Here is a 12,341-nt window from a genome sequence, read left to right as displayed (position 1 = left end):
AGAGCCTACTCTAAGCTTAATGGCTTGAGAGTGAGGCGGACCATATAATTAAGGCTGATAATGGCTAAACCATTACCAGCCTCTTATTCAACCTTTGCGGAGCTGTGAATATAAAGCGACTAAGCTAACTTGGCTTACTCAATACGGGTAATAAAACCATACTTATCAGAGTCGGCTTTCGTCATCCAATGCTCACCGGAAGCGGGGGCAGAATCTAAAGTGAAGATGTAGAAGTCTATTCCTTTGTCTCCCATCACCTTTTTAAAATAGGTCGCTTGTTGGCGATGACTCTCATTGGTGTATGGGAACTCTTTAGCCGTTTTATCCCCCTCAGCCCAGCTATGCACACCCACCTGCTTATTCAGCTCAATAGCTTTGGTGGTATCAGCGCGTTGCAAAACTCGTGGGTTACCGGCAGCGAACAGATCCGTGCCGCCCGAGAACACCGACCCCGTAGCAGTGACGATTGTCGTCATCTTGTTGTGGTGGATCATGCGTCCGGTGTACATGTTGATCTCGTCATCAGCGCTGCCACCGATATGATTGGTGAATTTCAACGTCATCTCACTTCCCGGGTACAACTTTACGATATCAAAAAGCTGAGAATAGGTGGATGCACCCAAAGTCGATTGAATTCGCTCAACAGCACCAGTCTCTTTGAGCACATCGCGGTAAAAGGCATTGAAAGCAAATGAAGTGGTGATGGTGACCTTATTACCATTTTTGGTTTTACTCAGGATCGTAGAACCCAGGCTCGTCACGTATTGCGACAACTCATTTTGGTATTCAAGCTCAACGGCTTTTGCACTGTTCGTTTTTGTTTGGATTAACGTGGTCTCATTAGAAACAGAGCGTAGCGCCGCGTCGCAATCAAACACATCCAAACCCTTGCTCTCTGTGTAGATACCGCAGCTATCAAACCCTGCATCAGGAAAATACAGGTCAACACTTTGACCTAAACGGCTCGCAAGCCTAACTACTTTTTGCTTCTCACTAATGTCTTCAGCAAATTGGATTTTGTCATACTGTACACCGTCATAAGTCAGTTTCATTGACTCTTGAAGCTCTTCTCGTTCTTGATACAACTTGCCTAATTTCACTGACGAAAATACGTAATCCGCCTTAGGTTTCACTTGTGCTTTAGTCGTTGCGTTACCAGAACTTGAACCTGAGTTAGAACTTGAGTTACAGCCAGCTAAAATAATCAAAGGCAGTGCCAGTAACGTTTTTCTATAGTTATTCATGCGTCATTCCCAAAATGTTTGATGGGAAAATTCTATTGTTTATCGCTTAATTTATCTGTCGTGGGAATGTATGAGAATGTCGAACCTATTTGAACAATGTTTTTTATTTTCCTATAAATGCCAATTCATCATTGAACTAACTTATAAAGTGTTTAATCATTCGCTTTAGGTATTTGGCGAAGCATGTGAACTTATATGCAACAGCGTACAATCGTAATGGTTCATCACGACGAAGACTCGCTCACCTAATCTCAATAAGTGAAACGCACGACAAGGCTGATAATGGAATGACAAAACCTAAAATGATCATCGTGGAAGACGATTTGAAACTTCAGAAAATGTTGCAGGACTACTTTGTCGCGCAAGATTTTGATGTCACGGTATTGGACGATGGCAGTGATGCCGCACAGACCATCCTCGCGGAGCAACCTGACATCGTATTGCTGGATTTGATGCTTCCTGTAACTGATGGACTTACAATCTGCCGACAGACGCGTACGCACTATAAAGGTAAAATCTTGATGCTCACCGCTAGCGATGACGACTTTGATCACGTCGCTGGTTTAGAGACAGGGGCTGATGACTATGTCACCAAGCCAATCAAACCAAGAGTTCTGCTGGCCAGAGTTCGTTCGCTATTACGCCGCCAAGACGCCAAGACGGCTTCAGTCGATGACTCAGACAACCTTCAGTTTGATCAACTCGTTCTGAAAAACACCTATAAGAAGTGTGAACTTTCAGGTGCCGTTTTATCACTCACTGACAGTGAATTTGACCTACTTTGGTTATTGGCAAGCAACCCAGATACGCCGTTATCTCGTGACTACTTGACGCAAACATTGCGCGGCATTGAGTACGACGGAATAGACCGCACAATAGATAACAAAGTCGTGCGTCTAAGAAAGATACTGGGCGACGACCACACACCAGCAGAGAAAATTCAGACCATTCGCGGTAAAGGCTACTTGTTTGTTTCAACCGCCTGGCATTAACTTCGCTCAGTACGAGCGTAATGAAAGAGAGCGATTATGCGACGTATCTTTTTGGAGTCCCTATTAGGGCTGTTAGTTTGCTTCATGAGCGGCATTGTCGCTTACGAAATCTGTGTCTATCAGCTCAATACTGACTACGAATATGTTCTGCAAGATTATGAAGCCACAGCCCACCAGCAACTCATAGAAAACATCGCAAAAAATCAGGGTCTTGAAGCGGCTCAACAAGCCATGAATCAGTTTGTCGAAACCACTCGAAATAAACTGATTACGTTCAATCCAAAAGATGAAATACCAAGCCCTGTTTCAGAGTTCTTCTCGACCAACCCAAATACCTTTATCTTTCACGATGATGAACGTGATCTATGGTTTCGCTTAGCAAGCAGTGACAATACCTATCATTATCTCCCCAACAGTGAAGCGTTCGTTAGACAAAAGATAGAATTAGAAGATGACCTCATTTGGTTGTTCTTCCTAGCAAGCTTTATCTTATACGGCGTATGCCACCTATTTATCATCTTCCGCCGAGTTAAGAAGCTTGAATCGGCGACTCTAGCCTTTGCAGAAGGCGATCTCTCCTCGCGAGCCGAGACCTCAAGCGGCATTGCAATCGGCTCATTGAACAAGTCTTTCAACCTAATGGCCGACCGAATTCACCGCTTGATTGAGAGTAATCGCTCACTCACTAATGCGGTCGCTCATGAACTGCGCACGCCGATATTCCGTATCCAATGGCAAGCTGAAATGCTCAAAGACACGCCACTCAACGAAGCTCAGCAAGAGACTGTAGAAAGTATTGTCGAAGATACCGAAGAGATGGAAAAGATGGTCGATGAGCTATTGTGCTACGCCAAACTGGATAGCTGTGACCTCGAAAATCTACAACAACCATTGGAGATAAAAGACCTTCTCGACCACGCGATGACGCGTTGGAACAAAGATACTCAGCTCAACATCGATCTATCACTGCCAGAGCAGCCTAGCTCAATACTGGCGGATGAAATACTGCTGAACCGCGCCCTAGATAACCTTGTACGTAACGCCATGAAATTTGCACGCTCTCAAGTGTTGATTGAAGCCAGCGTGCATCAAGAACAACTACAGATTGCGGTACATGATGACGGTGATGGTGTGGCTCAAGAACATCAGGCTCGCCTGTTTGAACCGTTTTACGTTGGCGACAAAGCGCGTAACAAAGCCAAGAGCGGCCATGGTTTAGGGCTGTCTATCGTCGAGAAGATCTGTGCTCAACACAACGCAACCGTGGAAGTTGGTCAGAGCCAAGCCTTAAAGGGTGCGGTATTCACCATAACCATTCAGCTATGTAATGGTTCAGCTGACAAACCCATACAGTAACGACAAAACACCTCTGGAATAATGTTCAACATCGGTCGGGGGATGCTGTCTCCCAATGAACTTATGAGTCTAGATAATCATGACACTGCCTTTTTGGCTTGCCATCTCGATTCCAATCATTCTTAAGGTATTTTTATGAAAAAGTTATTAGTTGTTTTAGGCATTGTTTCTCTAGCAGGTTGTTCAGGTATCAGCCACAACGAAGAAGTTTACACAGCGCACGCTGAGAGCTTCAACATCGTCGGTTTCCAAGTTCCTGGTAACACACAAGATCGTGCAATGGAATTAGTACCTGAAGGTGCAACGGTTGATACTATTCGTTCAACAAACTCTGATACAAGCTCTGTGCTAGGTATCATCAACCGTATTATCGGTATCGACTACGTTCAGGTTGGCGGTAAGAAGCAATAATTCTTTAAAAAAACAGCAGCTTGCTAAAGCTTACGTACCTTTAAACGCTAGCTAGTACAAACTGAAACAATCTAAGCCAGTGACCATCCGTCGCTGGCTTTTTCATACTGCTTGTTTTGTGCTCTGTGCCAAAGAAATACCTAATTACCCTGCCCTCTTATAAGTAACCATTCGAAAAATAAGCCTAAAACCGTCAATTTCTTATCAAAATTGCCCTTAAATTCGCTTAATTACCTTCCGCTTAAACTGACACGCCCAAATCGTTGATCCTTCTATCAGCCCAAAATCCGTTAATTGAGGCACAGATCAATTTACCCAGAAATCTTAATTTCCATAAAAAAATAACACTTAATAAAAGTGTCATGATTTTATAAATAAAACCTATGAGTGCGTTCAAAAATAAACAGAAACGATAACTATCTGTAAATACGAAAAATATAAGTTTCATGAATAAAAGAGATCATTGCCATGCTACTAATTAATCAGACCGAATGATGTAAATTCGTTGTGATAATTTTGTTACGTTTTCATGGATTTTACATGGAAAGAGAAAATAACAATGAAAATGAAAAAGCGTTTAGTTGCCGTTGCTATAGCGAGTGCGATGTCTTTATCAGTACATGCAAGTGCATCCGTTAACATCGATCAACCGATCAACTTTACTAGCTTTTCTGGGTTGAACACTCAGTTAGGTGTCAGTAACGCCTCTAGCTTTAAGATGGTAAAGGAAGTTAACCTCAAAAAGCGTGGCATCTACAAAGTTAAGATCCAACAGAACATCTGGGGAACACCAGTCTGGGGACATTACCTAAATGCCACCCAAAGTGTACAAGGTGGCGCACTTAAGTCTGTTCAAGGCAACTACCTTAAAACGACGACCCTAGAGCGACCTTTTGTTAAGCCATCGATCAACAGCTCTCAAGCAGTTGAGCTTGCGAGTAAAGATCTCAAGGTTCAGGGCTTAACCAGCAAATCTTTAGACAACGTCCAACATGAACTGTTTATTTATCAAGGTTCAGGAAAACAAGGACATGACAAAACACGCCTAGTCTACGTGGTCTCTTATCTCGTTGAAGGCAGTGAACAGCCGACTCGACCATTCACCATGCTAGACGCGCACACCGGCGAAGTTATCGACCGTTGGGAAGGTATTGCTCACGCACAGATCGGTACAGGCCCTGGTGGTAATGAAAAAACAGGCATGTACGAGTACGGTACCGACTACCACTACCTTGATGTGGTAGAAAATGGCACAGAGTGTGTAATGGAATCGGAAAATGTTGTCACCGTTGACCTAAATGGTGCAACAGACGGCGACACCACTTACAGCTATGAATGTCCTCGTAACGAACACAAAGAAGTGAATGGAGCCTTCTCTCCACTCAACGATGCACACTACTTCGGTAACATCGTGTTCGACATGTATAAGAACTGGTTCGACACAGCGCCACTCTCTTTCAAACTCATGATGCGTGTTCACTACGGTAACAACTACGAGAATGCATTTTGGGACGGCAAGGCAATGACCTTTGGCGATGGTGAAAGCTTCTTCTATCCACTTGTTAGCCTAGATGTGTCAGCGCACGAAGTGAGCCACGGTTTCACTGAGCAAAACTCAGGTTTGGTTTACGCGAACCAATCCGGCGGTATGAACGAAGCGTTTTCTGATATGGCAGGTGAAGCGGCAGAATACTACATGAAAGGCACCAACGACTGGATGGTCGGCCGTAATATCTTTAAAGGCGACGGGGCGTTGCGTTACATGGACGATCCATCACGAGATGGTTCTTCAATCAACAACGCATCTGAATACTACGATGGCTTGAATGTGCACTACAGCTCAGGGGTGTTCAACAAGGCCTTCTATCATCTTGCAACCACGCAAGGTTGGGATACCAAAAAAGCATTCGAGCTTTTCGTACTATCCAATCAAATCTACTGGTCTGAAAACAGTGATTTTTGGCAAGGTGCTTGTGGTGTGAAAAACTCAGCAACCGACCTTGGCTACAATGCCGATGACGTTGTTTCTGCGTTCGCTCTCGTAGGTGTTACCCCATGTGCAGAGCCACCACTGCCGCCAGAACCGGAATATCAACGCCTTGAAAACGGTGTTGAAGCTGCGGTTGCTGGTGAAACCGGCTCAAAAACGTACTTCGATATCGAAGTACCAGAAGGCCAAGACAAGCTGACGATTGATCTTGCTGTGTCTACTGGTGACCCGGATATGTATGTCGGTCTAGATTATGCACCAAGCTCTCAAGAGAATATCTGTAAGAGTGAAAGCGTAACCGATGAAGTATGTGTGATTGAAAACCCAACAGCTGGTCGCTACACGGTGAACATTCTGGGTTACTCAGATTACGCAGGTGCAAATCTGAAAGCATCGTACGAATCAGGCAATGCTAACGTACCGCCAGTTTCTTCTTTCGAGCACACGATTGTCGGCAAAGAAGTAGAGCTGCGCAGCACAAGTTCGGATAGCGACGGTCAGATCGTTTCTTACCAATGGAACCTAGGCGATGGCAACACGCAAACAGGTGAAGTGACTCGTTATACCTATGCTGAAGCTGGCGACTACGTGGTTACGCTAACAGTGACTGACGATGCAGGTGTTGCGACATCAACAAGCAAGTCGATCACAATTGAAGGTGATTCAGCGGAAGGCTTCCCACTAAAACTGAAGTTTGGTAACAAAAACCCGAACGGCAAGGCTCGCGTTAAGCTGGCATGGGATTACGACACTAACGACTACTTCGTGATTAAACGTAATGGCAAAAATGTTGGTGCTACAGACTTCAACTCATACGTCGACAAGTTCCGTCACAACGGCACAGTAGATGTTGAGTACCAAGTGTGTACCTCAAGCAATATCTGTTCAGAAACCAAGCACTACCGTTTCATTAAAGCACAGTAATCAATAGCAAATTCAGGGCTCCGAAAGGGGCCCTTTTCGCGGTTATCTGTTTAGAAAATGAAACATCGACACAAAAACATCCACGCACTAAACAAAATTCACACCAATCAACACAACAATACTCACCATAAAAAGGACGACAAATGGCTATTCAAAAAAGCATGCTAGCTTTGGCTGTACTCGGAGGTTCTTTAGCCTTAATCAACAGTACTTCGGCTTACGCATCCCTAGGTATCACACCACCAGCGAACGAAGAAGTTTGGATCACCACCGATGCTGACGCACAGCATATAATGACTCAACATGGCGCAACAGTTTATCCAAGCATGACCGGAAACAAGCATTCCATCGTCGCGAAAATCAACCAGAAAGAGCTGGCGAAACTATCCAGCCACATGCATGAAGAAACCCACCGTTGTGGTGGCTACATGGTGCACGAAGATAAAGCAAGTGCACTCAAAGCCGCAGCGATGCCACTGACAATGAACACCTTCGAAAAGCCGGTGATCAGCCATCAAGACACAGTGAACGATCTACTCGCTCAGGTCGAGCCGAACAACATGGTCACGACCATTGAAAATCTAACCAACTTCACCAACCGTTTTTATACTACTTCTACTGGTGTCGCTGCTTCAGATTGGCTTTTAGAGCGTTGGGAAACCGAGATTAAAGATGTACCGTACGCATCTGCACGCCAGATCACGCATGCCGAATATCCACAAAAATCCGTTGAAGTGACGCTACTCGGCGCTAAATATCCTGAAGAAATCGTCGTTGTTGGCGGACACCTTGATTCGACTGTTGGATCTTGGACAAGCGAAGGCACCATCTCACCGGGGGCCGATGATGATGCCTCTGGTATTGCGACCGTAACTGAGTCGCTTCGTCTGATGATCGCCAGTGGCATTCAACCAGACAAAACCATCAAGTTCTATGGCTATGCTGCAGAAGAAGTGGGGCTGCGCGGTTCACAAGATGTCGCCAACGCATTACGAGACGAGCAAGCAAACGTCGTGTCGGTACTGCAATTAGACATGACCAACTACAACGGTTCAGCACACGATATCACCTTCATCACAGACTATACCGACAGTAACTTAACCGCCTACTTGAGCGAGCTGATCGACACTTACGCTAGCGACATCAGTTACGGTTTCGATGATTGCGGCTATGCCTGTTCTGACCACGCCTCTTGGCACAATGTTGGCTACCCAGCTGCCATGCCATTCGAGAGTATGTTCAACGACTACAACCCAAGCATTCACACTGAGCACGACACGCTTGAGAACTCCGATCCTACGGCGACACACGCGACCAAGTTCGCTAAACTGGCGATTGCTTACCTTGTAGAAACCAGTCTTGATTCGCCTGTTGCAGGCCCTAAAGAGCTGCAAAACGACGTCCCTATTGAAGGACTTACTGCAGGATATGGTGAAGAGCAATTCTTCACATTTACGACTCAAAGTGCAGGTCAGTTAACGGTAGCATTAACAGGCCCTCGTAGTGGCGATGCCGACCTATACGTGAAACACAACGGCACCGTATCCAAAGCGAACTACGATTGCCGTCCATACCAGAACAGCAGCAACGAACAGTGTGTATTGAACAAGCCAGCGGGAGAATTCAACATCATGGTGCGCGGCTACCGTAACTTTAACGATGTCACCATTGTCGCTAACTTCGTGCCTGATTGGCTGTAAGATTAGTTAATTGACTAACAGTTAAACCGAGTAAACATGGCTAAAACTAAAAATCCGCAAGCCCACGATCATAAATAGATTGGAGCTTGCGGATTTTTTATTGTCTACGTTCTTCACTTGCTATGAACAGCCCTGTTCGAACAAACAAGCCATTAGTTCAATTCAATTCAATTCAATTCAATTCACAGTTAAGACGTTTTTTTCATCACCTTGCCACAAATATACTCACCAATCGGCATTGCCGAAGTCGCTGCCGGCGATGGTGCATTGCACACGTGCAAGCTTCTTGGGCTTTCAGCAAACAGAAAATCATGAACCAAGGTGCCATCTTTGAGTACCGCTTGGGCACGAATGCCTGCTGGGTAAGGTTTGAAATCTGACACCGTAATGCTCGGGCAATATTTGTTGACCAATTTTAGATAGCCCGGCTTCCACCACGAGTTCTTAAGCTCGACCAAACCGGTTTTCAGATTATTCGCAGTCACTTTCCAAAAGCCCGCAAATCTCAGCATCTGCCAAGTGTCCTTAAAACTAAAGTTCAGCTTGCCATAACCTTCTCGCTTCCAACCTTGAACTGCATTTGGCCCTACCGTTACCGAGCCATCGATCATACGTGTTAAGTGCACACCCAAGAAAGGCAGTTCTGGGTCAGGGATCGGATAGATAAGGTGATTCACCACCTGGTTGTGTTTCGCGTCCAACTGATAATACTCACCGCGATAAGGGACGATTTGAAAGTCGGTTTCAATGCCAAGCATGCTGGTCATTCTGTCGGCCATCAAACCAGAACAAGTGATCAAGAATCGGCTGTTCAGTTGTAGAGTTTGACCATCTACTTTGCACGTTAACTGCACTTCATCTTCTTGCTCATCCGCCATGATCACTTCTGTGCCGAGACTGAGCTTGCCACCCGCCTCAACAAACTCTTGAGCCATTACTTCGGTCACTTTTTTGTAGTCGACGATACTGGTGGTTTTGACATAAATCGCGCCCAAGCCCGTGATGTTAGGCTCGGCAAGTTTCAATTGCGCTTGGTCCAACAAATCGACATCAATGTCGTTATCATGACAACGTTGATAGAGCGCGTTCATGCGCTCGACTTCCTGCTCATTGGTCGCGACCAACAACTTACCGCAGTTTTCGACAGGGATATCGTGTTGGCTGCAAAAGGCGATAGTTCGCTCTACGCCACGCTTACAAAAATCGGCCTTTAAACTGCCTGGAGCGTAGTAAACGCCAGCGTGAATCACACCACTGTTATGGTCAGTTTGGTGCTGCGCGAAGCCACGCTCCTTTTCGACTAAAAGGATACTTTTATCAGGGTGAGCTTGCTGTAATTGCCATGCCGTCGACACACCAACAATGCCACCACCAACGATAATATAGTCGTATGTTGAGTTCATAATATTCCTACATTCAATCCTTTAATTATAGGGAAGACGCGACAGTGTTAGATCCGGTTTGAGGTAACTTTTTTTCCTCACTTTCTGATTCCTTTTTCACTTGATTTGCATCGTATTTACGACCGCTGTAGATAAAGATACCAACAAAAATGGCAACACATACCAAACGGATCACGACTGAAACATCAGGCCATACTAGAGCTATACCTACCGCAACCAACACTACTCGAGTAATAATATTAACTTCGCTCTCTAGATAACCTTCAATCGCCGCGATAAACGCGTAAGTACCAATAACAGCAAAGCCACCCGTGACTAAAACGGAGGTCACATCCCAACTTACCAAGTTAGTGTAGGCAATCAACAATGGTACTAAATACAAGCCTTTGGCGATCTTCCATGCCATTAAGCCTGTTCTCATCGGGGGGGTTTTAGCAATGGTTGCAGCCGCAAATGCAGTTAAACAAACAGGCGGAGTCACGTTGCTGTCTTGCGATAACCAGAAAATAATTAAGTGAGCCGAAAGCAGTACGAGGCTGATTGCTTCTAAGCCAAGGCTCTGTTCAAGCAGAGTTTCCACAAAATCAGCAGGAACCAACGCAATCATCTCTTTCGCCGTTTCCAACGCCATCGGTGCGTTCAATAGATCAAGCTTATCTGGCGCAGCCAACATAAAGATGGCTTTAGCTTGCTCAGGAAGCTGCCCTGACACCAACAAGTCGAGCAGCTGACTTTCAGCAATCAATTTATACAAGGCAGGAGCAGACAATGTTCCCAACACAATATAAGCCGCCGTTACTGGTAACCCCATACCCAGAATCAAAGACGCCAGTGCGATCAACGCAATCATCACCAGTAACTCGCCATTCGCCCAGCTGTTGATCATCAAAGAGAAGGTGTTACCAATTCCCGTAGTGCTAATGACATTAACAACTAGACCAATACCAACTAATAACACAGCCGTTGTCGCCATGTTTTTTGCGCCTTGAGACAACGCTTCAATGATCGCTTTCGGTCCCATTTTGTGATTTTTAGAGAACCATGATGCCACCACCACAGAAAGAATCGAAATACCCGCAGCGTAAGTCGGCGTAAAGCCTTGAACGAGCAAAGTCACTAACACGGCCAATGGGATCAGGTTGTGCCAACCCGACAGCAATACCTTTAACAAAGGTTCACAGCCAGAGGTCACCTTTTGTACACCACTACGCTTCGCTTCAATACGCACGAAAAAGGCCACAGACAAAAAGTAGATAAGCGCAGGAACAAAGGAAACCGCAATAATATCGACATAAGGAATTTGCGTATAAGACGCCATGATGAACGCACCCGCACCCATCACAGGTGGCATCAGCTGCCCGCCAGTAGATGCAGCCGCTTCAACACCTGCCGCGAAACGCGAAGGGAAACCTGCCTTTTGCATCAAGGGAATACTGATCACGCCCGTTGATACTGTGTTTGCTACACTCGATCCGGAGACAGAGCCCATCAAGCCGGAGCCAATAACGGCAATGAAACCAGGGCCACCAATCACTTTACCCGCCGCGGCACGGGATACATCAATAATGTAGTCGCCGACACCAGATCGAACTAAAAATGCGCCAAATAAGATGAACATGAACACGAAGGTCCAACTGATTCTTGAGATCGAACCAAACATCCCTTCTGATGAGTAAAAGCTTCGATAAAGTAACGTCTCAAGGCTTAAACCCGGAAAATGAAAAATACCGCTGGTCCATTGTCCCCAAAGCACTACATAACTTAAGCACACTAAGATAAGCACTGGAATGAACCAGCCCATAGTGCGTCTAATCAGCTCAATGACGATGGCAATCGCCAAGATAGAGAAAAACCAATCACTGGCGATGAACTTCACGCCTCGCTCATAAAGAGCGTCTTCCGCAAAGGGAATATAGATAAGACAAGCCAGAGCAGCGAGGGCAATACCGATATCAACGGCTAAGGCGATTTTGCTATTTTTAAGTGAAATGTGGGCGGGATACCAAAGCGCGCATATAATCGCGAAGCCAGCAAAATGGGTCGCCGAAACCCAAAGTTCCGGTAAGGTAGATAAGGTGTTAAACCAAATGTGTAATAAAGAGAGAATCACGCCCATTGTTGTTATAGCTTTACCCACCCACGGGAAATCCGTCCGGGTCGGTAATTCAAATTTTTTCAGTTCCTGCTGCAGCGAATCGCTCATAGAAAACTCCTGCTCTCCACAGCCAAACGCGCAGAGAAAATCCATAAAGTAAGGTGGTGCGTTTTCACTTCAAATAATCGAACGAGTCGGAGACGGTCAAATCAGACAAAGTAGCCGA

At 45.5% G+C, this 12,341-nt stretch carries 8 protein-coding genes; 5 read left to right on the top strand and 3 right to left on the bottom strand.

The window, feature by feature from the left end:
- Positions 1-134: 134 nt before the first annotated feature.
- Positions 135-1,244, bottom strand: coding sequence for an alpha/beta hydrolase (locus OQJ75_RS08900; RefSeq protein WP_265972308.1), 1,110 nt, complete (start codon positions 1,242-1,244; stop codon positions 135-137).
- A gap of 287 nt (positions 1,245-1,531) precedes the next feature.
- Between OQJ75_RS08900 and OQJ75_RS08895 the strand changes: the two genes are divergently transcribed.
- The 5 genes from OQJ75_RS08895 (at position 1,532) to OQJ75_RS08875 (ending at position 8,617) form a co-directional block, all read left to right on the top strand.
- The gene (locus tag OQJ75_RS08895; protein ID WP_102297011.1) at positions 1,532-2,236 is read left to right on the top strand and encodes a response regulator; all 705 of its coding nucleotides are present in this window, start codon (positions 1,532-1,534) and stop codon (positions 2,234-2,236) included.
- A gap of 36 nt (positions 2,237-2,272) precedes the next feature.
- Complete coding sequence (locus OQJ75_RS08890) at positions 2,273-3,592, top strand: sensor histidine kinase (RefSeq protein WP_265972311.1); 1,320 nt, start codon at positions 2,273-2,275, stop codon at positions 3,590-3,592.
- A 135-nt stretch (positions 3,593-3,727) separates the two neighbouring features.
- Complete coding sequence (locus OQJ75_RS08885; protein ID WP_017065177.1) at positions 3,728-4,003, top strand: hypothetical protein; 276 nt, start codon at positions 3,728-3,730, stop codon at positions 4,001-4,003.
- A gap of 559 nt (positions 4,004-4,562) precedes the next feature.
- Positions 4,563-6,917: a M4 family metallopeptidase gene (locus OQJ75_RS08880; RefSeq protein WP_265972320.1), complete on the top strand. Its 2,355-nt coding sequence runs from the start codon at positions 4,563-4,565 to the stop codon at positions 6,915-6,917.
- A gap of 143 nt (positions 6,918-7,060) precedes the next feature.
- Complete coding sequence (locus OQJ75_RS08875; RefSeq protein WP_265972321.1) at positions 7,061-8,617, top strand: M28 family metallopeptidase; 1,557 nt, start codon at positions 7,061-7,063, stop codon at positions 8,615-8,617.
- Positions 8,618-8,805: 188 nt separating this feature from the next.
- Here OQJ75_RS08875 and lhgO read toward each other — a convergent pair whose 3' ends face one another.
- Positions 8,806-10,020 carry an L-2-hydroxyglutarate oxidase gene (gene lhgO, locus OQJ75_RS08870; RefSeq protein WP_265972322.1) on the bottom strand — a complete coding sequence of 405 codons (1,215 nt, stop codon included), beginning with the start codon at positions 10,018-10,020 and terminating at the stop codon, positions 8,806-8,808.
- Positions 10,021-10,045: 25 nt separating this feature from the next.
- Entirely contained in the window at positions 10,046-12,223 is a 2,178-nt protein-coding gene (locus OQJ75_RS08865; protein ID WP_265972324.1) for a TRAP transporter permease, read from the bottom strand.
- Between the last annotated feature and the right edge of the window lie 118 nt (positions 12,224-12,341).

Origin of the sequence: Vibrio sp. 14G-20 (assembly GCF_026241515.1) — a bacterium.
In the GTDB taxonomy this organism is placed as follows: Bacteria; Pseudomonadota; Gammaproteobacteria; order Enterobacterales; family Vibrionaceae; genus Vibrio.
The sequence above is the reverse complement of the archived record's forward strand: the minus strand, read 5'-3'. Positions and strand labels throughout refer to the sequence as shown.

Coding starts and splice junctions, on each gene's coding strand:
- OQJ75_RS08900 (WP_265972308.1), bottom strand. CDS start 1,244: ATGAATAACTATAGAAAAACGTTACTGGCACTGCCTTTGATTATTTTA.
- OQJ75_RS08895 (WP_102297011.1), top strand. CDS start 1,532: ATGACAAAACCTAAAATGATCATCGTGGAAGACGATTTGAAACTTCAG.
- OQJ75_RS08890 (WP_265972311.1), top strand. CDS start 2,273: ATGCGACGTATCTTTTTGGAGTCCCTATTAGGGCTGTTAGTTTGCTTC.
- OQJ75_RS08885 (WP_017065177.1), top strand. CDS start 3,728: ATGAAAAAGTTATTAGTTGTTTTAGGCATTGTTTCTCTAGCAGGTTGT.
- OQJ75_RS08880 (WP_265972320.1), top strand. CDS start 4,563: ATGAAAATGAAAAAGCGTTTAGTTGCCGTTGCTATAGCGAGTGCGATG.
- OQJ75_RS08875 (WP_265972321.1), top strand. CDS start 7,061: ATGGCTATTCAAAAAAGCATGCTAGCTTTGGCTGTACTCGGAGGTTCT.
- lhgO (WP_265972322.1), bottom strand. CDS start 10,020: ATGAACTCAACATACGACTATATTATCGTTGGTGGTGGCATTGTTGGT.
- OQJ75_RS08865 (WP_265972324.1), bottom strand. CDS start 12,223: ATGAGCGATTCGCTGCAGCAGGAACTGAAAAAATTTGAATTACCGACC.